Below are 23,882 nucleotides of genomic sequence, written 5' to 3'. Positions count from 1 at the left end.
ATTTGTCCTTTCTACTTTTTTTATAATATCTTATCACTGCAATATAAATTTTCACATTGACAATTTATGATTGGTTTGTTTATTATTTAAATTGTCAGTGTGAAAATTTACTAAGGTGTGAGGTTCGAATGATAAAATTTATGATGTTAAGTTTAATGGTTTTACCATTAATAGCATGTGGAGGTTCAAGTTCTGATACTGAGATATCAAAATCAACGATAGGCGATAAAACTTTGAATCCACCACCACAAACGGTACCACCAAAAGTTACACCACCTAAAACAAGGGACTATATTGGGTTTGAATCTGCACCAGTGCGTCCTATCGCTCAATCTAAAGATGGAAAAAAGCTTTTTATAACCAATACCTCAAATAATAGCTTAGAAATTTATTTGGTTTCAGATAATGGACATTTAACGCATCAGCAATCACTGCCTGTAGGTTTAGAGCCCGTAGCTGTTGCTGTACGAGAAGAAGAGGTATGGGTTGTTAACCATCTATCTGATTCTATTAGTATTATTGATGTTAGCGATCATAAGGCAAAAATAACGACAACACTTTTTGTTGGTGATGAACCAAGGGATATTGTTTTTGCTAGCAATAAAGCTTTTATTACAACGGCCCACCGAGGACAGCAACGGTTAAACCCTCTATTAGCAGATGTTGAGGGGGCTGGTGATGCGCATTTACATACACCAAATACAGGGCGTGCTGATGTATGGGTTTTTAATGCCATATCTCAAGGACAGATCTTAGGTGGTAAGCCGATAAAAATTCTTTCATTATTTGGTGATACAGCGAGAGCACTTGTCGTCACTAAGGATGAATCAACAGTTTATGTTGGCGTACATCACTCCGGAAACCAAACAACGGCAATTCATGAAGCTGTTATGTGTTACGGGTTTGAAGATGACCCTTTAGGGGGATATCCATGCACAGTTTTGGATGAAATTAGCAGTCCCAATGGGTTGAAGAATGGTCGTTTACCGGGAGGAAGAACTGCACCAGGTATTAATGCAGAAGGCAAAAATCAACCTTGGACGAGCATGATCGTAAAATATAATAATGAAATTGGTCAATGGCAAGATAGTAAAGGTCGTAACTTTTCTAATGCTGTACGTTTTACGCTTCCTGATAAAGATGTATTTGCCATTGATACATCGAGTTTACTTGAAAAAAATGCTTATCGTCATGTCGGCACTACATTATTTAATATGGCTATAAATCCTGTTAATGGAGAAATTTTTGTAACAAATACTGAGGCGAATAACAATACGCGATTTGAAGGTCCAGGGGTATTTGCAGGCTCGACTGTACAGGGAAATATAGCCAAGTCTCGTATTACAGTTATTAACCCTGAATCAGGAGAGGTAAAACCGCGACACTTAAATCGTCATATTAATTATGCACAACTAAAAGCGAATAAAGAGACAAAAAAACACAGCCTATCTAACCCTACTCAGGTTGCAATTTCAAATGATGGTTCTTTGTTATATACGGCCGTTATCGGTTCAAATAAAGTGGCTGTTTTACCAACAAATCAATTGAGCGAAAATAAATACTGGGATTATGAAGCTACTGAGTTTGATCCAAGGAGTTTAAGTAAAAACTATTTAAACATTGAAGGTGGCCCTGTTGGTTTATTACTAAATGAGCAGTTTAAACGTTTGTATGTTTTTACTCGTTTTGACAATAGCATCGTGGCTATTAATACTGATACAGGCATTGAAACCCAGAGATTGCCTATGTTTACGCCTGAGCCTGACTCATTTATTTCGGGTCGTTTTATGTTATATGACGCAAATCGTTCCTCATCAAATGGAGAGTCATCTTGTGGTAGTTGTCATGTTTTTGGTGATACAGATCACTTAAGTTGGAATTTAGGCAATCCTGATGCTGTAAATGGACGTAACCCTCAACCATATCCAACACAGAACTTTTTGCGTTTAGGCTGCTTATTTGTTGGTCCAGAAGAAGAAAGTTGTGAATTACTTGAAATTTTAAATGGAGATGGTGACGAGCGTACGATTGCCGCTATGAAGGGTCCTATGACAACACAAACAATGCGTGGTATGAGTACTCATGGGCACATGCATTGGCGAGGAGATCGTTCAGTTGGATATTTTGGTAACGATACAGACCAAACACTTGATGAACGTATCTCATTCAAAAATTTTATCGTGGCATTTGAAGGTTTGTTAGGTATGGATATCACATTACCTGAATCTGTAAATAGTAATAATAAATCCGAAGACGTAATTGCTCTTGAGCAGGATATTGATAAGTTTGCTGATTTTATGTTAAAAGTTGCTCTGCCACCCAATCCTATCCGTAAAATTGACAATTCAATGTCATCCTCTGCTCAAATAGGCAGTCAATTTTTCCATGGTGAACGTCGCTCCGACGGTCTTGAATTTGACTCACCTGATAATGGCGATTCTGTTGATGGTGTTAACTGTGAAGGCTGTCATGGGGTTGATCATGCAAAAGGTTTCTATGGTACAAGAGGCGAAATTTCACATGGTGGAGAAATACAAATCTTAAAGGTACCACAATTGCGCAACTTATATACTCGTGTTGGTATGTTTGGTTTACCTGATAGAGCTGGTTTTTTACCTTCACACACCAAAGAGCATCAAGGAGAGCAAATTCGCGGTTTTGGTTTTTTACATGATGGCGCAACAGACCAATTACTTAATTTTTTAAAAGGAGGTGTATTTGATAATGGTGAAGAAGGTTGTACAGGTGATGCAAGTGAGGTCAATGGCTGTCATTTTAATCTTGGAAAAATTGGGATCCCAGATGAAAAAACACGTCAGGGATTAGTAGATTATATGATGGAGTTTGATAATGATTTAGCGCCTGTTGTAGGCCAGCAAGTTACTTTAAATAACTCTTCGCCTGAGTCCTCTGTTGCACGTTTAAGTTTATTAGAACAGCGAGCTCAAACAAAATTTGTTTCAAAAATTTTAGGTGGTGAGGTTACTGAGTGTGATTTGATTGCCACCGGATTAATCAATGGTGTTGCCAGAGGTTATTTATATTTGAATGAGAGCAATGTTTATCGTTCTGATAAAGCGAATGATGATGTCTTAACAAGTGTGCAAATGAAAATACTGGCACTGAAAGAGAGTAATCATTTAACTTTTACTTGTGTTATTCCTGGGCGCGGTTGGCAAATGGCATTAGATAAAAACCTAGACAGTACATTAAATGGCGATGAGGTATAAAAATGATGCTCTCTAATATACCTGCTAACTATTGGCTTGATATGGCTGGTCTATGATTTAGCCACTGGAGAAGTTTATTTACATAGGGCAATACAATCAAATTCAGAACCACTTACTTATTGGTTTGTAATGTTGATTTGGGGAGTTATTGCTATGAGTTGTTTTGCTTTCCCTTACTTGTCTATCTAACCGCTATGTGGAAGAAATATACTTTAGCTATGTTTAGACCATTTATATGCATGATGACTTGAGAGTCAAAAAGGCAAGATAGATTCTTGCCTACTTACCAGCCACTAAAGTATAGGTTATTAAATACATACTAGGAAAATTATGAACTTACCAAGCTCAATGATTGTTACTTTAATTATTACAGCCACTATTTTGACTGCTGTTGCATTTCAACCTGTTGTAAAAGCAGAACTTAATGTTGAAGTTAAGAGTGTTCAAGGTCTGCAGCAAACAATTAAAGTGAAACAACAAAAAAAACAAGTGAAGAAGTTAAAATTAGAGGCTAATCGTAAAAATATTAATGACCTTATAATAGTCGGTAGCTCATCTACAATTGATATTTCTGAGGTTGAAAACTTCTGGTTAACACTCAATAAAAATACAAGTTTGCAAAATAGGGTTAATAAAATCAGCCCTAAAACATATACCTTATATACTGATTTTAATACTAATTATAGTCAAGCTAAGGTGACTATAGGTTATGATATTAAAGATATAGAACCTGCCATAGATAAAAATTATAAAGTGCCTGTAGGTGATTATAAAATTGTATTATCACCTGCAAAATATTCACAGGAAATACTTTTTGATACATGGGAAAAGTTAGATTATCAAAGAACAATAGAAGCTGTGCTTGAAGAGCATATTGTAAATGCAAATGGTGAAATTATTTCTGTTTCAGTACTTTATAAATAGGAGATAAAGATGGACTATTTATTAATGGTTTTTAGTGAAGATGAAGTGTATTGGCTAGAAAAGTTTGTTGATGATTGGTTTTTTGTACTTGCTATCGCCGTTTTTATAATTGAATTAATACGTTATGCAATTAAAAGCAAAATCACATGGAATTTCATTAGCGATTCTATCACTAACTTTGTAACACTTTTTGCAACAACAAGTATTAATGCTTTATTTGCGGTTCTGTTTTACGTAACGCTTTTTTATTTTGTTTATGAGCATTATAGTATTACGCATTTACCTATGACAGGCTGGACAATCGCGGGTTGTATTATACTTGCCGATTTAGCTTATTATTGGGAGCACCGATTTTTACATAGTAATGGTTTTGCATGGGCAACCCATAATGTGCATCATAGTTCACCACACTTTAATATATCTGTCGCTTATCGCCATGGCCCCCTTGATGGACTGTTTCCACTGTTTTTTCATCTACCTCTGGCATTTCTTGGTTTTAATCCATTAATTATTTTCTTTAGTGAAGTTTTTGTGCAAGTTTTCCAAACATTGCTTCATACAGAGGCGGTAAAAAAATTTCCTACTATGATAGAGGGTGTCTTTAATACTCCCTCACATCACAGGGTACATCACGCTACTAATAAAAAATATTTAGATAAAAACTATGCTGGCATTTTTATTATTTGGGATCGCATGTTTGGTACTTTTGCTAAAGAAGATGAAAAAGTAAATTATGGCGTATTTCCAAGAGTTAATAGCGTCAATCCACTTAAGGTTTACTTTTATGGTTATTATAAATTAGGAAAACAACTGATAAAGGCAAACTCCTGGCATACGCGATTAAGGCTATTTTATAAAACACCTATCTGGGGGTGGAAACAGGAGAATAAATAATAGATGATCTAAGAAAGTAATAAGTTAATGTTCAACTTATTACTTTTTGAATAATATTATCTATTAATATGAACTTAGGTTATTAAATTATTTCACGCATTAAATGTTGTATTTTACCCTTTTGGCGTTCAAGGTAAGCATTCTTAACAACCGCAGATAGTTCTTCATATAAGGCGTTTACAACAGGTTTTTTGCTATGATGACCTATCATAGGGAAGCCCCATTCAAATAACCATACTAAAACCTGATTAAGTACAGTATCGCTTTCTTTTTGTGGATTCATCATGCCGTAAACAAGTTTATTCGATATTTCATACTTTTGTTCAGGTGTCAGCTCTGTCGCTGCATCTGACCACGCTTTTATGCGTGTAAGTATATTTATTTTATTATCGTTCATTGCATGATTCATTTGTTTTGTTTGACGCTCGGCTTCATTTAAACATCGACCAATAGCATCAAGGCTTCGTTCTGGTACATTTAATGCTGACCAGTTTGGATAATTTATGAAATCTAACCCATATGACTCATTGATACCAACATGAGTAAGTTCATGCACTAAATTGCCTAAATTACCAAATTGATAGCGAACTTCATATTTGCGTATGTTATTTGCCTGATATCGGCAAACAGCTGAGCCACTTGTATTTACATTTATCCAATCAATTACCAAAGGTGTAAGCTCTAATACTTCAACTAAAACAAGTCTTAAAGGGCCGTTTACAACATTACTTAATTGGCGCAGTTTTGCTAAGTCTTGGGCTACGCTCATCGCGATTCCTATTTTGTTATTATTCATGCAAAAAACGCAGTGCCAACTATTTATGACACTGCGTTATCTGGTATATTTTATAATATATTTTTACATATTTATAATAATTTTTTAGGAAGCTTTATTTGACTAAAGAAACGGGGATCAAATGGGTCTGTATCGCCCTCAACTGATAGTGATAGCGTCACTTGAGATAATGCTTCTTTTATTTTAATTTCAGCATTGCCTTCATCTAATTGATAATACTTATAAACAAGCTTTAACCATGCCCAATCACCTTCATATTCACTCGTGATCTTTTGACTGTTTACATCTGTAAAAATGGTTAACAAGGTATTCTGTTTAGTGAAGTCTGGCCAGGTAAAGCTCTGCCATAACTTAGGACCATGTTCATAACCAAATAGAGTGCGCTCAGAAAACAACTCAAAATTTAATAAATCAGCTGACATAGATGCTGTTTTTATTTTAAAAGTAATGGCTGCTTGTGTCGGGCTTTGCTGATACAAAGTTTGCTGTATTGCTTTTAAATCAATGAACTGCTGATATATATCAGAACGAATAACTAAGTTGTTTTGTGTTGTGAATCCATCTAACGTCAAGCTATTTTCAACGAGTGAAAACTTATTAAGTATCTGTGCATTGAACTGATCAAAGACCCCTTCAGGCTTAAAGTATTTATTAAATAATTTAAAATTAACACTGCTCTGACTATCTAAATTAAATGGAAACTTATTGGCAAACTGTAAGCTAAATGGTTCACTAATTTGTTTTTGCCAAACCTGATTAACATGCTCACCTACATATGCATTAACTTCTTGATTAATTAGGTCAATTAAGCCCGTAACATGTAAATCAATTTTGGCTATTGAAAGTTGCATTTGCGCTAATTGATATAAGCTCTGATCTTGTTTATTTGAAGTGAGCTGCTTGAAGAAGTAAGCGCCAACATCTTTATTATCTTTGGCTTTTTTTAGCCACTTAGCTACTTGTGTGATATTTTCGTGTAAATATGCTAATTCACTCAGACCTTTATCGTCTTGCTTAATAAACCTGTGATATACGGCAAATTCAGCTTGAATATTTTTTGCCATAACCAGTTGGTCTGTAGAAGGTTTTATCGATTTTTTTGGTTTTTCTTTTTCCGTTTCAGCTGCTTTTTTAACGACGATTTCTGGAAAAGTATAATAGCCAATTGTTTCGTATAATCGATTTTGAGGTGCATTGGTTTTGGAAGCCATCAACTCTAAGTTATGCATCAGTGTATTATCTGAAATAGATTTGAGTGCTATCGCATCAATAAAATTAACCCAATATTTTACATATTCCCTTTGATAGTACCTTTGTAAACTCTTTGCTAAGTTATTAATTTCAAATTCATTAAGCTTGTGACCTAATAAGGATTTATTATTATTGATAATATCTTTCATCAAATTAGAACTGGCGGATAAATCCATTCCGATGAAACCTTGAGGCGTAAAAATAAAGGGTACGAATTGCGCTTTTAATTTGTTATTAAATTGATATAACAATTCAAAGTTATTACCAAGCTCAGTACTAATATCTACCATAGATGAAAACTGAGGTAAGTCGTTAATGTATTCAAAAAGTACTTTAGTGGTGTTTATTTTATCTATACTGGCCTTAGATTGGCTAAGCAAGCTTTGATTAAGCGTGACCTTAGGCATGCCTAATTGATACAAATCATCCATCAATACAATGAGGTTTTTCAAAGTATCAGCTTCTGAATGCCCTTCTTTAATAAAAGATTGACGATAATAAGATTTTAAATGCTTCCATGATTTTTCATCATGTATTTGTAATTCTTCATTTAAATTTAATAGCTTTGCCGTTTGTAAGCTGTCGCCTAAAGTTTCATATACAAATAATTCATCTTCTAAATAGTGCACCAAAGAAGGTAATAAAATATCTTTAAGCTCGTTATGGTAGGCCTCTTTAACAGATTGAGTTAATTGTGGGTTAGGCACTAAATCAGAAATATAAAATGGTGTCGGTTTATTATAATCAAGATAAATATTGCGGATCATTTTCAAATTATTGACGTTTAATGCTAGCTCTTCAATATCATAAGGTTTTTTACGTATGACATTTTGATACTGTTTCAATGCCTGTAACGTTTTTCCATTTAAAGGCTGGTAATAATCAAAGTTGAGCTTAAGTAAAGCGATTGAACTCACAACTAAGGTTAATACAGCTAAGCTATAACTTATTTGAAATCCCCAGAAAAGGCGCTTTCGAGTTATATTAATGCTAGCAAGTCCCGCTTCGGGGCGAATGATGTCATCAAATAAATGCGTAACAAAAATACTATGTGGTAGCTTAACACTATCACTACACAGCATTTCATTAAAACCTAATTGATATGCAATTTGTTTTGTTAAGGGGTCGGTTGCTTGAGACTGTTGCTGAGTATTGGTAAAAAAATAGCCTCTAAATTCATAATCTTTAGTTGCTGATTTTGGTATTAATAATTGCTCTAAAAAGTAACTGATCTCGGATTGAATTTGTTTAAATTGCACGGGTGCTGCCACAACTGAGCGCCTAAACTGCTCACTTAACTGACTATCTAAGGCTCTTAAAACTGAGTGTCCCATTCTTTGGCAAATATCGTTGTAACTTTTTTCAAACCAATCCAGTGTAAACTTACCTAAATTAGCATTTTTTACATTTAAAGCGCCAAAATTACCATCTAGTTCAGGTTCATCTAAAGATGCAAAAAATTGACAAAAATCAGCCAAGCCAGCCATTTGATTAAATAAAACATAAATAGGTAATTTTTGACCGGATAAAGTTTGGGTTTCATCTATTGCTAAACGTAAGTCGTTAGCGACTTGTTGGCAGTTGTTTTTATTCTTACTAATTAAGTTATCAACAGATTGGCTGGTAATAATGCCATTCAAAGTCTGGCGAGAACGAAAGTTTTTTGCATGCTTTATTAAGTGTTTTATGCAGGTTAATGAGCGGCGGTCTTGGCTGGAAATCTGAGCTGTTAAAATAACCGCATTGTTTTTTAACCAAATTTGAACAGGTAATTGATTTGAAAAGTTTAATGCCGTGCTATTTCTAAAACCCATTTGCGTTAAAATTGCTTCATCTGTTTTAAGGTTATGCGTGATATAAAGATACCAGGGAAGTCTATATTTATGTTTGTGTAATCCTCTGTCTTTTAACTCAGTTATAAAAGAGTTAAATAATTTTTTAACTAATTGAACATCTTGTTTTTCTAAGTTTTTTTGTTGCTTTACTGTTGCGTTATCACGATTAAAAAACCATAAGGAACTGCCTATTATTAAAATAACGATGGCAGCTGCGGCAAAAATCCAATTTAAATTTGGTACAAGCCACCAAGCAAGTGTAAAACCGGTAAAAAGTGATATTAAAATACCGCCAATTAGGTGTTTTTTTGTAAGGGTAAAAGTCATCATTGCACCGTGCCTGTTATATCAACTTCAGATCTAATTGTTGATATCTGGTAATTTTCCTTAAAATACTTTTGTTGTTTTTTTGCTTCTAACTTAGATTCTGCTTCACTATAGATGATGAAATAATTTCCCGTCGGCATCATTGAAATCTGATAGAGGCTATTTTTTATTTTAGTCAGGTATTTATTTGCGTTTTCTTTTGACGAAAAAGTAGCAAGCTGAATTCTAAATGGTAGGCGAGTAGTTGCGATACCTATATTTTGAGATAAGTCTAGATCAACATGTGAGTGTCCTGTTTGCATGTTTTTTTCTGACGTTTTAGGGGGATGTTGTTGCGTTAAATTATTAACCGCATGAATATCTTCAGCCGTACTGATATAAACAATATCTTTTGCTTGCGTGTTCAGAACATAATTTGCTGTCATTTTCTTTAAATCTGTTAATTCTTTTGCACGAAGTGAATATGTTTCTTTAAACCAATAATCAAAAAAAGCATAAACCAAGGTTAAGGTAAACAAAATAATGAGCGTGAAAGAGATGTATCTTGCGCCATTTTTTAAAAATAAAGACTTAGCAATAGGCGCATCTTTAATTAAAATATTAGCGCTTTGAGTTTTGTTTTCTATTGCTTGGTGTATTTGCTTTGAGATTAATCCTAATTGTTCAGATTGTCTTGAACGATATCGACCCTTAAACCCCATTTGTAAAAAAACATAACATAACTGTAATATATCCTGCATTTTTGCTGATTGTTTAAGTGCCTTCTCAGTGACAGTAAAAAATAAATCCCCACCATTTTTTAAGCCAAACAGTTCGCTTAATAAAGTATTATTCTCCCACCCTGCATCTTCACCCCAGAAGCCGTGAATAATGAACTCATCTAAAACAATGCAATGTAAACAACAAAGTTTATCGATTACAGCTGCTGGATAATCAAGTTTTTTACCTTCTTCACTTAAATCTACTATGTACTGTTTTAATAAATTTTTAAATAATTCCAAGTTCTCAGGTTTGGGTAAACGAGATAAAGTCAGAATAACTGACAAAATTGGTATGCTTAAATTATAAAGTGCATTATCAGAATAGTTAAAAGGTAACTGTGTTTTTTGCACTTTATCACTAAAGTCAATATTAAGGGTCTGACTGCTTAACTGTGACATATATCTCTTCTTTTAACCGAGTGTAAGTGCATATAGGGTCACTTTTAAGTCGGGTATTCTGTTATCAATATGCATATTAAGCGTTTCACCTTTATTGAGCATATCAAGCCATAAATCATTTTTGGTATTTACTTCAAAATAGCTAGCAGCTGATTTTGGTTTTAGTTCGTGAGGTGCAACCAAAAGGTGTATTAGTTCAATACCCGACATTGCATTTCGTACTAACTCAACAATATTACTGTTACCCGCTAAAGTGGCTGATTGTGGTATATGTTGTGCAATTTCATCATTAGATAAACTTGACTCTATACTCATTACAAAGCGTCGTTTTAACATATTATCGGGATCATTAATGATAGTACGTAATAAACGGCGTTTTTCAAATAATTGGTCGTCCCATTTAAATTCAATTACAGAGTCTTGTAATACCATGCTTAACTGATTACGTAGTTTCATGAAAATCGGACTAAATACTTGATATAGGTCATCGTAATTTAAAGTTGCAAATGTATCAGGTAGTTCAGGTGTTAAACCTGAAAGCTCAGCCGATAATGTCGTTAAATCTCGGTATAGTTGATGTGTTGTGTATTGCGTATCTTGTTCAACCCAGTCACTCCAAGGGAGCCAGCGGTTTAATGTTTGTAACCATAAAAAATCTTTATACAAGGTTTGGTCACTTTTACTTTCTTGACCTACAGCAATGCGTTTATGTACTTCTTTTGCTCTTATTTGTAATAAGCTTTGCAGCATTTTTATTTTATCGAATAAATAAATTGAAGCTTGGAAGTGAATACAGGCGGGAATAAAGCTACTATCAAAAACCACTTCACCTGTTTCACGCGTTTCAAGTATTCGTGCAATGGGAAATGAAACATAACCTGCCATATCTGTCTTGCCAATAGAGAGGCATGCATTGTCTTTGGCAACTTCTAGTTCGATACTGTCGCTTTGCGTTGAGGTATTGTTATAGCTCGTCATCGTTTGGCATAAATAGCGCGTTGCTTGACTGCTTTGCTCTCCAAATGCAGGACTACCTTGAAGCGCCAGCGGTATTGAAATATAAACTGTTTTTTTTACGGCATCTTCTGGTACATCAATAACAATTTCTTCATCTAATAGAAAATAATGCCCATCAGGAAAAAGACCATTACAAAAGGTGATGGCAATTTTTCCTATTTTTAACAAGTCGGTATTTACTGTGATATCACTTAATCCATAGTGACCTGAGTATCCCATAGTACCGTTATAATTTTGTATATATGACTTAAAATGCAATGCTTGTTGCTGAAAATGCTGTGGTGAGATAAAACTCCCTTCTTTCCATACAACTTGTTTTAATAAATCCAAGTTTATTCTCCTAAGATGTTTACCATGACCAAAAGCTTTCTTGCGGTATTTCTTGCATATTGATGGTTAATGAATCAATAGATACATTTATATTTTTAATATCTTCAAATTTAGATACATCTAGCCAAGCTTTTGTTTTTGCTTGAGAGTAGTTAGAGAATTGTACAAAAACAGCTAAATACTTTGTACCTGAAAGTAATTCTATTTCTAAATTTCTTTTTTCTTTAGGTACTAAACTCGCTAATACTTGCTTTTGTATTAAGCTATCAGCAAGAATTGTTGCATCTTGTTGAAATAAATCTAAAACTTGCGCTGATTTAAATGTATCTATCGATTTTAGCTGATAAATACGGATCACCACAGGATTCGCTTCACTTAATTTTGACGGGTTTATGTTTTTTCCTGCATTGAGTGTGACTGCCAGTAATACTGGTTCAGGTTCATCTGGCCCTGAAAATACACTACAGCCACTCAGTACTAGCTGTGTGCATAATATGAATACCATTAAAAATGATTTAATCATTTCAATCCTTCGTTTGCATATTTTCAAGTAATAAAGCTTTAAATAAGCGGTGATAATCGCCTTTATCTAAACGTCGATTAAATGATTTTCTATATAATCGCCAGTATTGCTTTTCTTTTGAAGCAAATAGAGGCGTGCCAAAATCACTATAAACATCTTCAAGATGTTTTGGTGAAAATTCTTCCATAAAGGTTGTCAATGTTTTATCTAATGCTTGAAACAGGTTTGATTGTTGCTCATTAGCACTGACTATTTGTGTATCTAACAGTCGAACTAAATGATCAATTTTAGTTGTATTAACTGTATTATTCACAGGTTCCGGAGCTGAATCACTTTTAATTGTTTGATGCTCAAATATTAAGTTATCTTGTTTATTCGAATTGATAGGTTCAGCAGTGAAAACATCCGTTTCATTTTGCACACCTGTTGAATTCGATTCTTGCTTTAAACTAATATCTTCATCTTTAAATGGGTCTTCATCAAAAGGGTCATCAACAAAAACGCCATTATTTATAAAATGTGGTTGTTGATCTTCGCTCATTAAAACTCCTTGAGATATCTGTTTTTTATCATTTTTCATAATTATATCTTCTTCAAGATCATTGTCTTGGATACCATCTAATGAAAAATGCACATCTTTAAATTTAGCCTGAGAAAAAGAGTCTTTCTCAATATCATTTGAATTTGAATCATTTACCTGACTGATAAGCATCATATAATCAGCAACTTCAATCATAGAGCCATCTTCAATTGGGGCAATCCGCCCTGAAGCTAATGTTGTGCCATTTATTTTTATTTTATTGCCATTAAAAGCTTCTATTCCCATGTTGTGTTTATTAGCGATAAATTGACCGTGAATTGCAGCTACTTGGCCACTTCTATCTGGTAATTCAATCATACAGTCAAATGATGAACCAAAGGTGCCGCCTTGTTTAGGCAAAGTGAAAACACGATTAGTGACGTTTTCATTTTGTGGTACTTCAGTTAATTGTATTGTTATAGCCATGTTTATATATTCAATTTATTTTATTCTAAACAGTCTGGAATTAACTGGTTAAATTCATTTAAAAAATTAGGGTACTTGTTAATAAATTTTTTCTGAAAGTACACGCCTAATGGTTTAGTTGCCACTTGTTTGCTTCTAAAGCTTGTTGCTAACATGCCTCTTTTTTTTAATTCAACTTGCATGGCAAGTTCATCAACTAAAACCGCATCTACTTCATTATGCATTAACATATCTAATAGCGTTTTAACATTTCTAGGTTTTTTTATTACATCGTAATTTTTATTATGTAAATAAAACCATTTATTAGTGCCAAATTTTGAGCTGACTTTCCATTGTTGTTTATTACTTTGTGTTAAATCGATATTTGACAATGAATTTGAAAAATACCAATACCAATGGTGATTAATCAAAGGTTTAGAAAAAGTAGCATATTTATCCCTTATCGGGGTTTGCTCTGCTACAAAAAAACCATGTTGCTCATTATCTTGCACTTTTAATTGTGCATTCTCCCAACTTGTCATTGTGAGTTGATAAGGTTGTTCTAGCTGTCTCAAAACACATTTTAGTCGGGTAACCGCTAAACCTGAAATCGTATCAGACGAATAAGTTTGATACGGAGGCCATTCTTGTGTTGTCAGTAACAGTCTTTTTGGTCCTGAATTTGCTAATACACTATTGGGTATTAGCAAAAATATGACAAACAAAAACTTCAATATGAATTGAGACACATCAACTCCTAAGACTCTATTATAACTTCAAAATCGCCTTCATCGGCACATTTTACGGTTACAGTATTAATCGATTTACCTTCACTTAATAAGGTAATGCATTGTTCTGCAAGCCTAGGCATTAAAGAACGATTAATTATCTGTTCTATACCACGGGCACCTGTGGTCGGATCATTATTTTTATTGACAACATATTGCACAAATGACGCATCATAATTGAAGCTGGCCTTATATTGTTCAACGAGCTTTTTACGAATACGGTTTAATGCTATATCACAGATTTTACCTAACTCTTCGTCATTGAGTGGATAATAAGGCACAACAGTTGCGCGACCTAAAAATGCAGGTTTAAAGTATTGTTGTAATGCAGGGCGTATTTCTTCAACTAACTCTTCATTAGGTAAACGTTCAGTATGCGCATCGCATACATCGCATATGGCTTGATCGGCGGCATTTGATGTCATGATAATAATCGTATTACGAAAATCAACGTTACGGCCTTCACTATCTGCAATCGAACCTTTATCAAATATTTGATAAAATAAATCGTGCACACCTGGGTGAGCTTTTTCCATTTCATCTAGTAATAAAACTGAATATGGGTTACGACGTACCGCTTCCGTTAAAACACCACCCTTACCAAAACCAACATAACCTGCCGGAGCACCTAATAGCATAGAGATTTTATGCTCTTCTTTAAATTCGGTCATATTGATAACAGTCATGTCGTTGCTGCCACCATATAATAAATCTGTTAGTGCAACAGCAGTTTCTGTTTTACCGACACCGCTAGGACCACACATTAAAAAGACACCTATGGGTTTTCTGCTATCGGTTAAACCTGCACGTGATATGCGAATGCTTTTTGCAAGCTCACTAATCGCTGTGCTTTGACCTATTACACGTTTATGTAAATTTTCTTCAATTGATAACAGTTTTTTCACTTCATCACTGAGCATGTTGCCTATTGGAATACCGGTCCACGAGGCAATAACCTGTGCTATGGTAATATCATCAACCATCGCATTTACTAAAGGCTCACCTGCTTGTAATGATTCAAGTTCAACAAGCTTAGTATTAAGTTCTTTATGGCTGTTTTCATCAGGTGTTTCATTGGCTAGGTTTTCGGTTACTAGCCTTTGTAATTCAATTACATTTTGAACAAGTTCTAATTCATTTTCCCAGCGGGCATTAAGAGCTGTTAGCGCTTGTTCAATCTCTAATATTTTTTGTTTTAATTTATCAATCTCAAAAGAGACACCATCAAAAATAGATGACTCTCGTTGCATTACTTCTAGCTCATTTTGAGAGTAAAGCAGGTTCTGCTCTAAACTTTCAATTGCTTCAGGTTTAGCGCCTTGTGTTAAGGCAATTCGAGCACAACTGGTATCTAACAAGCTAATTGCTTTGTCGGGTAACATACGCGCAGGCAAATATCGGATAGATAAATTTACTGCAGCTTCAACTGCTGATTCTCGAATATAAACATTATGATGTTTTTGTAGAGACTCGGCAACGCCGCGTAAGATTTGCAATGAATCGGCAGCATTTGGCTCTTCAACTTTCACGACCTGAAAGCGACGGGTTAATGCTGGATCTTTTTCAAAATATTTTTTGTATTCATCCCAGGTTGTTGCGGCTAAAGTCCTAAACTCTCCTCTGGCTAAAGCAGGTTTTAACAGGTTTGCAGCATCATTTTGACCTTCTGCTCCTCCAGCGCCAATTAAGGTATGTGCTTCATCAATAAAAACGACGATAGGTTTTTCGGATGTTTTCACTTCATTAATGACATCTTTTAAGCGGTTTTCAAATTCACCTTTTACACTCGCCCCTGCTTGCAGCAAACCTAAGTCTAAACTATGTATTTCAACACCTTTAATCGCTCCTGGAACTTCACCTTGTGCTATTTTAATTGCTAAACCTTCAACAACGGCCGTTTTACCTACGCCTGGTTCGCCAACAAAAATAGGATTATTTTGTCTTTTACGACATAAAATATCAATTGCGGTTCTGACTTCTTGATTACGTCCTAAAACGCTATCAAGTTGTCCATCACGAGCAGCTTGTGTCAGGTTTGTCGTATATTTTTCTAAAGCATCACCTGAACTCACTCCAGGGGTACTGGCTCCCATTGATTTAGTACCAACATGAGCAACTTTCAATTTTGATATTTGATTCCGTAAAGCTGACTCGGAAAAGTTGTCTAAACTTTTAAGGGTAATGGCTTTAGTGCCTAAATCACCAACTTGTTGCGATGCTAATATAATATGCAAAGTTGTTAACTGATCATGAGAGAAATCAACGGTTGCACATAGCCAAGCAGACTTTATTAATTCTGTTAAATTACCACTTAGACTTGGTTGGCCTTCAAAACCTTTATTGAGTTTTGTTAACTTACTTGAAAGTTCTTTTATCACCGCGTCTGGTTCTATTTTTTGACTGGTAAAAAACTGGGTTACTTGTGTATCTGGTTTATAAATAAGCTGCATAAGCCAATGTTCAAGCTCAATGGCTGGGCAATGTGTATTCATTGCGTCTCCAGCTGCTAATTCTAAGGCTCGCTTAGCTGTAGGATCTAGCTTTGCGATTAAATTAGGTAAATTTACTTGTGGCATAGTATCAATCCTTTACTAAGTGGATCAGGTAAACTACGGGTTTATCCTGTTGAGTGCTTTTTATATGAAATCCTCGACCTAAACAAACAGTCTCATCTTGTTTTGTCGAGAGCTTAGTTCGTTCAAACCAACTATCAGGTGCTTTTAAAAAAATTCCGATTTGCGTTTTATCTCTTAAATAATAACGCGTCATATCTGCTAGCTCTTTAAACCAATTATTATCACTGGTTAATTGATGTAACTGATATTCATTTTTAACTTCTACTGTAATGTTAATTTTTTGTTTCGACAACCAGCATCTTTGACCTAATAAAAAACCTTGTCCTAGCTGATTGTTTTGTCCACCGCTTGATGCATTATTAATGTTTTTTTTTGCTCCAAGCTTAGTCCAGCTTTCATGCGTTAATTGATGTTTGCTCAAATGGGTGCAAAAAGTGGTAATGTTAAGTTCAAAATAGTCAGATAATATTTGTTGTAAATTTTGCTGTGATCTATTAGGTAAACCTAACATTAAACTATAGCCTAGCCAGTTCTTTGTTTGTGGGCTATTAGGCAGACTTGTAAGTTGTGCAATGCTGTTTGCTAAATGAACCTGGCTATTTTTTTGTCTAGCATCTTTAAAGTAACGATCAATTTCATCTGTTAATAATAAGTGTGTTTTTTCTACTGTTCGAGCAAATAATTTAAAATATCTGTCGTTAAAAATATTTAAAAAATCAAATAAAGCATAATCTTCACCATGAAATGCCTTTAATAATTCTTCGTAGATATAAACTGGTACAACAGTGTCACCAGAGGTCAGAGAAGTTTTACTACTGGAAATAATGGCTTTTTTACCTAAAAATTTAAACTCACTGATCTGCGACTTCATATTATTTGGCATAGGATCAGCCTCAACAATGAGTTCAAACGCTTGTTCAGTTTTCGCTAGGTGACGATTGATAATCCGAATCAGCTGAACTAGCTCAAATTTATCTGGCTGCGCCTGAGCTTGTTGAATCAAAGACATCGCTGAGCACCATGAATCTTATCAAAGTTTATATATTCTTTACCTTTATCGGTAGATAGAGTGACTTCTAATTCAATGAAGCGATCAAAGCTACAAAACCCTGCAAAAAATTCATTTAAAAGGTGTATAAAAAGCCAAATATTCATTGCATTTTTTTTATCAAATACAGCCATTTCTATTTGAATTAATGTGCCTGAAGTAAATATATTAACGCCATCAATATACATGCGAGCTACTTTTTGTTGATAACTCACTTTTTGAATCGCTGATGTTAAAACTTGCTGCTGTGTAGAGCGACTAAAAACGGATAATAAGTTTCGTAATTTTTCAGTCGGCTCCTCCACATTAGTCAATGCGCTAAAATTGGTGCTTAATAGTTCAATTAACTTCCAGTGAAGCTGTTGAGACTCATTTGGGTAAAAAGGCACTGTTGGAACATTATGACTTACCAGCTCTCCTGGAAGCTCTATTGCGCCTGAAAACTTTAATGTACTACCAGTATTGATTGAGCAAGGTGTTCGGCCATTGCAACATAACAAATCTGTGGTTAATAAATGTTCTTTTGCGTGATTGATTTCATGCTGTGAATTTGGGTCAAAGCTAATTGATAAGTGGTGTTGAAACTTTTTATTACGATTTATATGGGTTTCACTAAACCACAATAATCCATTATTTTTATCAAAATAGCGCTTTGCAAATAAGGGTTGTAATAAATACTCTCCATCCGGTTTCACTTCTTTAACACTTTTAACACTGATAATCTCAATATTCGATGCTTGATTGCTCGCATCTGGGTTTAAAGGGACAGATAACTGTTGGTGATTGTAATAAATTGGTTCTGCTCGGTTAGTAAACTGATTGATCACCAATGCCGTATTAAGCTGAAATACACTTGTATCAAACAATCCTATAAATTCTGATGGAATATCTTTTACAAAAAAGCTGATGACCATTTCATTTGAATCGATTGATTTAACTGCTTTATTTAAGCCTTCAAGTTGAAAATACTTTCTTTTTTCAGAATAGTTAAAGTACTCCAGCATCATCTGGTAAGCCGTAAACTCAACTCCTTTTTTATCTAAAACGGTAAATTCAGGTTCTATGCATCTGGGTTTGAATTGTGTTTTATCTAACAGTGTCAGCTGTTTAAAGTCTGTATCTGAAATTGCAATAAATTTAAGCTGAGATAATAAAAGTGCAATTAATCCCGCTGCACCTTGACCAAAACCGTGTAAATATAAACCTAAAATATCAGGTACACTTTGAGATATAAGTCCCTCAGGATCATTGGTATTTATTTTTAATTGAATGACCGAGTTGGCATCATGTTTTATTGGCAAGTCAAAAGGAAAAGGAGCATATCTTGCTGATACTGAATTTAATGATAAAGGTGAAAAAACGACGTCATTGCAAAATTTAAACTGGCATAGTTGCCCAGTTTCATTTTTAACTTTTAATGCTTCACCTCGGGGAATTTTAATGGTTTCAACAAATGAATCTGTGTCAGCTTTGAGTTTGACACTCATTGCAGAAGGTAATAATTGATTAAATGAAGGATATAATACTGAGCACAATGCATTTGAGATATGAGGCAACTGTTGATCCAGTTTCATTTCATTTTTAGCGCTAAGCAGTGCTACAGACTCTAATAAACGGGTTATATTAGGATCTTCATAGCGTTTTTCATTGAGGTGCATGGTATTTGCTACACCTGCATGCTTTGTTTTGAATTCGCTCGCAGAACGCCTGATCAAAGACAGTTCTCGTTCAAAATAGCGGTTTAACAAATCAGACAATTTCATTCTCCATTGATAAACTAAAATCACTGATATTAAGTTTGCTATTTAGTTGAAACTCTTGACCGTCCACTAAATCTCCAGAAATAATAAAGCTAATGGCATTGCTTTTATCATCATTTGTTAAGATGTTTATTTCAACATTTTCAATTCTATATTCAAAGTTATCGATAAGGCTTTTGATCCTGGAGGTAAAAATATTTTTACCTAACTGATAATTTAAACTTTGAATGTCTTCTACACCATAAGAAAAAATAGATCTCTTACATTCTGTGAGATCTGCATCTAGAACAATTAATGGTGCTTCACTTTCGAGTAACTGCTTTAAATTATATTTCACCGATGTGAGTAAATGAGACTCATCGCTTGAGTGTTGTGTTTTTAAAAATGAGCGGATAAAAACCATTATTTCCCCTCAGTTAAATCAGTTGTTAACAAAATTTGACCCGCAAACATATCAAATTGATATTGAGGTTGCATTGCGACTTCACAAAAGTACTCACCGGTGCTGTTGTCGGCTTCATGAACTGTTACTTTTGCACTCCTTAAAGGGTATTTAGCTAATGTTTCATCATTGGCGGAGGAAACATTAGAAACATATTTACTGAGCCACTTAGATAAATGTTGTTCACATTCACCAGCTGAAACAAAACTTCCTAATAACTCTCGGATTTGAACTTTTAGATAATGAGCAATACGACAACAAATTAAAGTCGTTTGGATTAAGGATAATACTTTATCATCTTTATGATGCTGCCCCGCCCAGACAGAATGGTTATCCATAAAATAATATTTGGTTGTTAAAGGACTATGAGCTAAAGGAATAAAACCTTGTTTTGCATAAAATTGTGCGATGTTGCCAAATAACCTTACTTTAGGGCTAGGTTGATACCAAAGATGGTTTTTGCAAGTCTCGGGCAAGTTAAGTACAGCCCCTTGTAATCTATCATTCCAACGTGATTTCATAAAACCAAACCAACTGATCCGATTAAACTCACGTATTATTGTGCTAGCAAATGCAAAATGTGCATTACCATATAAGCCTTGATGCTTTCTATTTGACACTTCATTTAATACAAAACCACAAGAGTAGTTCTCATATTCTTCTCTGAGCTTTAATTTAGGTAAAGTTAAACCAATAAATCGGCTTGATGCGACCTCTCTTAACTTTTGCCAGCTGAGATAATCAGGACCCTCAATTATTTTTTTCACTCGGTTTATATCACTAAACCACTTTCCGTCTGACTCACCAAAAAAGCTTTCGTCGGGTGATAAAATAAAAGGGCATAAACAGTGCTGGCCTAAGGCACCTAATAATTCAAGTGTATAAATATCGTCATATCCACTATAGTCATTAATTTCAGCAGACACACAATGATCAACAACGACTAAACCAAATGGCTCTCCACCTAAGGTATTTAGCTCGTTATTGCCTATTTTATTATACAGTTGCGTTCTTTTAAGCTCACTTGATAAATTGACGTCGTTGGATACTGCTTGCCAATCATAATCAAGGCACTTTATTTTTATACGTTGTTTATTAAAGGGAACTGATACTAAATTTTGAATGCCACGCCATCTTGCTTCTAATTCTTCAAAATGTGGATTTTGCAAAATTAATGACATTTGCTTGCTTAAAGCGGTATCGATATTTGCAATAAGTTGCACAATGAGCGCTTTGAATTGATCTGATGTATTTATTTGAGACGAGTACGCATCAGCAATGACTTTAATTGCCTTAGGCAAATAGTTTTTATCATTACTTTGAATAGAATTAAGCGCTTTTAATCCGTCTATATTATTCATTTATCACATTATTATTTTTTTGAATAAATAAAGGCACTCATAAAATGAGTGCCTTAAACAGGAGTTATCCTGGTATTTTTGCAACCATACGTACTGAAGTGGTTAAAGACTCCATTTGTAACCATGGTTTTAAGTGAGCAATTGCTGAGTATGAACCTGGTTTTCCTGGTTGTTCAACAACTTGAATCGATGATTCAGCTAAAGGTGTTTTAGCGCGTTGCTCGTTACCTATCGCACCTGGATTTGTAAACTGGCTGATCCAAGTATTTAGATCACGTTCTACATCCGTTGCTTCAAGGTTAGAACCTAACTTATCACGGCCCATAATTTTTAAATAATGCGCAATGCGGCTGCTGGCCATGATGAAAGGTAAGCGTGCTGAAATAGCAGCATTAGCCGTTGCATCCGGGTCAACATAAGTTTTAGGTTTTTGTGTTGTTTGTCCGCCAATGAATACTGCGTAATCAGAGTTTTTATAGTGAACTAAAGGTAAGAAACCTAAGTCACTGAGCTCTTTTTCACGTTCGTCGGTAAGGTTTACTTCAGTTGGACATTGCTGCTGAATATCACCTGCATCTGATTTAAAAGTCAGGTTTGGTAAGGCTTCCACTTTACCGCCATTTTCTAAACCACGGATTGAAGTACACCAGCCTGATGCAGTATAAGCTTGTGTCATTTTAAGACCCATATCAAAAGCAGCATTTGACCATACAATTTGGTCATTTCCTGTTGGTCTTGGGTTACCTTCAGCATCAAGGGCTAACTCTTCATAATCAAAAGACTTAGTTGCGCCACCTTTTTTACCATAAGGTAGGCGTGCAATCGTTTGAGGTAAAGTTAAAGTAACATAACGGGCATCATCACTTTCTCTGAATGAATTCCAAGATGCATACGCAGGTGAATCAAATGCTGGCGCAACAGGTTTGCCTTCATTGAATACTTCGTAGCTGTCTAATTCAAACATATTAGCAGAAGCGGCTGCAACAAATGGGGCATGACATGCCGCAGCGGTTTCACCCATATAACGTAATAAAGAGACACTTTCATCACTGGCATCAAACTGGTAATCACCTAGTAATAAACCATAAGGTTCACCACCGGCAGTACCATATTCAGATTGATATAAAGTATTGAATAATGGACTACGGTCAATCGCCGGTGCATCTTCAAACTGCTCTAATACATCATCACGATTAAAGTCGGCAACTTTAATTTTTAAGTCAGTACCCACTTCACTTTCACGTACGAGTTTATTCAAACCACGCCATGAACCTTCAAGTTTCTTGAATTTGTCTTGCTGCATTACGGCAGACAACTGCTTAGATAGCTTTTCATCAATCGAAGATATTGCATTTTCGATTGTTTTAGTCAGATTTTTATCCCAACTAATAGTGCCTGCGGTTGCTTGCTCCATTAAAACAGAAACTAGTTCTTTTGTTGCATCCGGTGCTGTTTGCGTCGTTGCAGCGATGGCGCGGTCAAGAAAACTAACTTCTTGAGCTTCACCTTGTGCTGCAGCGCCCTGTTCTTGTTCTGTGCTCATTATGCATCTCCCTCAGAACCTAAACCAAGTTCGTCAGAAAGCGCTTGAATGGTTTCTGCACTGGTAAGTACTTCTTTAAGTAACTTCTCAAGATCGCGTGAACGGTCAGCTTTACTCAAAAGTACTTTTAGTTGGTTACGTGTATCAACTAATTGCTTTAAAACATCAACTTTTTCAACAATCGCTTCTGGTGTGAAGTCTTTCATTGAGTCAAAAGTTAAATTCGCTTCAATTTGACTATTATCATCAACCAGAACGTTATCAACTTTCATTTTAAGTTCTGGGCCTACACGTTTCATTACCGTATCGAAATTATCTTTATCGATTTGAAAAAATTCACGATCAGCAACATCTGGTTTATTATCATTATCAGCTGAAAAGTCACCTAATACACCAACAACAAAAGGTAACTCTTTAGTTTCTAATGCACCATTCGTTTCAACATCATAGGTGATGCTTACGCGGTTTTTACTAACGCGTTTATGTTGAGAATTTAATGCCATTTTAGTATTCCTAAATTCTTTTTATGATATTACTTCAGGTCTGCTTGAGAAGTAATTTCTGCTGTCGTTGTATCAAATGTCACTTCAGCCGCTTTTTCAACTTTACCGCCTTCAGCTTCAACATAGTAAGTTTGAGCAATTGTGGCATAAGTCATAGCGTAGTTTTCAGAAGGTTGACTACCGTCGCTACCTGATAAACTGTAGCTAGAAATACGTGCGTTTTCTAGTGTTACGATAAGGTAAGGAATTAGACCTTTACCTGCACGGTTTGGTTTAGTGAAAACGATTTCAATTTTTTTACCTGTTTCACCTGGTGCAAATAAGAAAGTGGTAATAAACGGGCTTGCACCATCTAATTGCTTAGAACATTGAATTTCACCTAATGCAACCATACCACCATCGTTGTTATCTGAATTACCGATATCAACAGATACGTTACGCATTGCACTCCAAGACATAGAGTCGATAGCAAAAAAACCTTTTTTACCACCTATGTCAGTGACGGTTGCAGAACCTTTAATTGTATCGTTTCCGTCAATTCTCATGTAAATAGAAGCCATGATATTTCTCCACTTTTAAAAAGTTATAA

18 protein-coding genes are annotated in these 23,882 nt (G+C 35.0%); 3 read left to right on the top strand and 15 right to left on the bottom strand.

Annotated features, from left to right (window positions below; genetic code table 11):
• Nucleotides 1-128 precede the first annotated feature (128 nt).
• The 3 genes from BM088_RS04805 to BM088_RS04795 all read left to right on the top strand — a co-directional run bounded on the left by BM088_RS04805 (nt 129) and on the right by BM088_RS04795 (nt 5,048).
• On the top strand, nt 129-3,230 hold the full coding sequence (locus BM088_RS04805) for a beta-propeller fold lactonase family protein (protein ID WP_091980763.1): 3,102 nt from the start codon (nt 129-131) through the stop codon (nt 3,228-3,230).
• A 330-nt stretch (nt 3,231-3,560) separates the two neighbouring features.
• Nucleotides 3,561-4,154 (top strand): hypothetical protein, encoded by a 594-nt coding sequence (locus tag BM088_RS04800; RefSeq protein ID WP_091980756.1) that lies wholly within the window; start codon nt 3,561-3,563, stop codon nt 4,152-4,154.
• A gap of 9 nt (nt 4,155-4,163) precedes the next feature.
• Nucleotides 4,164-5,048 carry a sterol desaturase family protein gene (locus tag BM088_RS04795; RefSeq protein WP_091980752.1) on the top strand — a complete coding sequence of 295 codons (885 nt, stop codon included), beginning with the start codon at nt 4,164-4,166 and terminating at the stop codon, nt 5,046-5,048.
• Nucleotides 5,049-5,130: 82 nt separating this feature from the next.
• Here BM088_RS04795 and BM088_RS04790 read toward each other — a convergent pair whose 3' ends face one another.
• From BM088_RS04790 to BM088_RS04720, 15 genes are all read right to left on the bottom strand, one after another.
• Nucleotides 5,131-5,817: a hypothetical protein gene (locus tag BM088_RS04790; RefSeq protein ID WP_091980748.1), complete on the bottom strand. Its 687-nt coding sequence runs from the start codon at nt 5,815-5,817 to the stop codon at nt 5,131-5,133.
• A 98-nt stretch (nt 5,818-5,915) separates the two neighbouring features.
• Complete coding sequence (locus BM088_RS04785; protein ID WP_091980745.1) at nt 5,916-9,260, bottom strand: type VI secretion protein IcmF/TssM N-terminal domain-containing protein; 3,345 nt, start codon at nt 9,258-9,260, stop codon at nt 5,916-5,918.
• Entirely contained in the window at nt 9,257-10,417 is a 1,161-nt protein-coding gene (icmH, locus tag BM088_RS04780; RefSeq protein ID WP_091980741.1) for a type IVB secretion system protein IcmH/DotU, read from the bottom strand. Before icmH ends, BM088_RS04785 begins: the two co-directional genes overlap by 4 nt.
• Nucleotides 10,418-10,429: 12 nt before the next feature.
• Nucleotides 10,430-11,764, bottom strand: coding sequence for a type VI secretion system baseplate subunit TssK (gene tssK / locus BM088_RS04775; RefSeq protein ID WP_177207952.1), 1,335 nt, complete (start codon nt 11,762-11,764; stop codon nt 10,430-10,432).
• A gap of 19 nt (nt 11,765-11,783) precedes the next feature.
• The gene (tssJ, locus tag BM088_RS04770) at nt 11,784-12,287 is read right to left on the bottom strand and encodes a type VI secretion system lipoprotein TssJ (RefSeq protein WP_091980734.1); all 504 of its coding nucleotides are present in this window, start codon (nt 12,285-12,287) and stop codon (nt 11,784-11,786) included.
• 1 nt (nt 12,288) lies between these two features.
• Nucleotides 12,289-13,293, bottom strand: coding sequence for a type VI secretion system-associated FHA domain protein (locus BM088_RS04765; RefSeq protein WP_091980731.1), 1,005 nt, complete (start codon nt 13,291-13,293; stop codon nt 12,289-12,291).
• Nucleotides 13,294-13,313: 20 nt separating this feature from the next.
• A complete protein-coding gene (locus BM088_RS04760) occupies nt 13,314-14,021 on the bottom strand; it encodes a type 2 periplasmic-binding domain-containing protein (protein WP_091980727.1) in 708 nt (235 codons plus the stop codon).
• An 8-nt stretch (nt 14,022-14,029) separates the two neighbouring features.
• Nucleotides 14,030-16,636, bottom strand: a complete 2,607-nt coding sequence (gene tssH, locus BM088_RS04755) for a type VI secretion system ATPase TssH (RefSeq protein ID WP_091980724.1) — start codon at nt 16,634-16,636, stop codon at nt 14,030-14,032.
• 4 nt (nt 16,637-16,640) lie between these two features.
• The gene (locus tag BM088_RS04750) at nt 16,641-17,645 is read right to left on the bottom strand and encodes a type VI secretion system baseplate subunit TssG (RefSeq protein ID WP_091980720.1); all 1,005 of its coding nucleotides are present in this window, start codon (nt 17,643-17,645) and stop codon (nt 16,641-16,643) included.
• Complete coding sequence (gene tssF, locus BM088_RS04745) at nt 17,636-19,441, bottom strand: type VI secretion system baseplate subunit TssF (protein ID WP_177207951.1); 1,806 nt, start codon at nt 19,439-19,441, stop codon at nt 17,636-17,638. The genes BM088_RS04750 and tssF overlap by 10 nt, the downstream gene beginning before the upstream one ends.
• Entirely contained in the window at nt 19,434-19,847 is a 414-nt protein-coding gene (locus BM088_RS04740; protein ID WP_091980713.1) for a GPW/gp25 family protein, read from the bottom strand. Before BM088_RS04740 ends, tssF begins: the two co-directional genes overlap by 8 nt.
• Nucleotides 19,847-21,247: a type VI secretion system contractile sheath domain-containing protein gene (locus BM088_RS04735; RefSeq protein WP_091980709.1), complete on the bottom strand. Its 1,401-nt coding sequence runs from the start codon at nt 21,245-21,247 to the stop codon at nt 19,847-19,849. Before BM088_RS04735 ends, BM088_RS04740 begins: the two co-directional genes overlap by 1 nt.
• A 64-nt stretch (nt 21,248-21,311) precedes the next feature.
• Nucleotides 21,312-22,790 carry a type VI secretion system contractile sheath large subunit gene (gene tssC / locus BM088_RS04730; protein WP_091980706.1) on the bottom strand — a complete coding sequence of 493 codons (1,479 nt, stop codon included), beginning with the start codon at nt 22,788-22,790 and terminating at the stop codon, nt 21,312-21,314.
• Nucleotides 22,790-23,293, bottom strand: a complete 504-nt coding sequence (gene tssB / locus BM088_RS04725; protein WP_091980703.1) for a type VI secretion system contractile sheath small subunit — start codon at nt 23,291-23,293, stop codon at nt 22,790-22,792. The genes tssC and tssB overlap by 1 nt, the downstream gene beginning before the upstream one ends.
• A 29-nt stretch (nt 23,294-23,322) precedes the next feature.
• Nucleotides 23,323-23,853 carry an Hcp family type VI secretion system effector gene (locus BM088_RS04720; protein ID WP_091980700.1) on the bottom strand — a complete coding sequence of 177 codons (531 nt, stop codon included), beginning with the start codon at nt 23,851-23,853 and terminating at the stop codon, nt 23,323-23,325.
• Nucleotides 23,854-23,882: the final 29 nt, after the last annotated feature.

It is taken from the genome of Pseudoalteromonas denitrificans DSM 6059 (assembly GCF_900112265.1).
Lineage (GTDB): Bacteria > Pseudomonadota > Gammaproteobacteria > Enterobacterales > Alteromonadaceae > Pseudoalteromonas > Pseudoalteromonas denitrificans.
Note: the sequence above shows the minus strand (reverse complement) of the source record. Positions and strands in the feature narration are given on the sequence as shown.

What these genes read in the sequence shown, in the direction of transcription:
- BM088_RS04785 (WP_091980745.1), bottom strand. Translation starts at nt 9,260, where the DNA reads ATGATGACTTTTACCCTTACAAAAAAACACCTAATTGGCGGTATTTTA.
- tssC (WP_091980706.1), bottom strand. Translation starts at nt 22,790, where the DNA reads ATGAGCACAGAACAAGAACAGGGCGCTGCAGCACAAGGTGAAGCTCAA.
- tssH (WP_091980724.1), bottom strand. Translation starts at nt 16,636, where the DNA reads ATGCCACAAGTAAATTTACCTAATTTAATCGCAAAGCTAGATCCTACA.
- BM088_RS04765 (WP_091980731.1), bottom strand. Translation starts at nt 13,293, where the DNA reads ATGGCTATAACAATACAATTAACTGAAGTACCACAAAATGAAAACGTC.
- BM088_RS04800 (WP_091980756.1), top strand. Translation starts at nt 3,561, where the DNA reads ATGAACTTACCAAGCTCAATGATTGTTACTTTAATTATTACAGCCACT.
- BM088_RS04790 (WP_091980748.1), bottom strand. Translation starts at nt 5,817, where the DNA reads ATGAGCGTAGCCCAAGACTTAGCAAAACTGCGCCAATTAAGTAATGTT.
- BM088_RS04740 (WP_091980713.1), bottom strand. Translation starts at nt 19,847, where the DNA reads ATGGTTTTTATCCGCTCATTTTTAAAAACACAACACTCAAGCGATGAG.
- tssB (WP_091980703.1), bottom strand. Translation starts at nt 23,293, where the DNA reads ATGGCATTAAATTCTCAACATAAACGCGTTAGTAAAAACCGCGTAAGC.
- BM088_RS04735 (WP_091980709.1), bottom strand. Translation starts at nt 21,247, where the DNA reads ATGAATAATATAGACGGATTAAAAGCGCTTAATTCTATTCAAAGTAAT.
- tssJ (WP_091980734.1), bottom strand. Translation starts at nt 12,287, where the DNA reads ATGATTAAATCATTTTTAATGGTATTCATATTATGCACACAGCTAGTA.
- BM088_RS04750 (WP_091980720.1), bottom strand. Translation starts at nt 17,645, where the DNA reads ATGTCTTTGATTCAACAAGCTCAGGCGCAGCCAGATAAATTTGAGCTA.
- icmH (WP_091980741.1), bottom strand. Translation starts at nt 10,417, where the DNA reads ATGTCACAGTTAAGCAGTCAGACCCTTAATATTGACTTTAGTGATAAA.
- BM088_RS04805 (WP_091980763.1), top strand. Translation starts at nt 129, where the DNA reads ATGATAAAATTTATGATGTTAAGTTTAATGGTTTTACCATTAATAGCA.
- BM088_RS04795 (WP_091980752.1), top strand. Translation starts at nt 4,164, where the DNA reads ATGGACTATTTATTAATGGTTTTTAGTGAAGATGAAGTGTATTGGCTA.
- BM088_RS04720 (WP_091980700.1), bottom strand. Translation starts at nt 23,853, where the DNA reads ATGGCTTCTATTTACATGAGAATTGACGGAAACGATACAATTAAAGGT.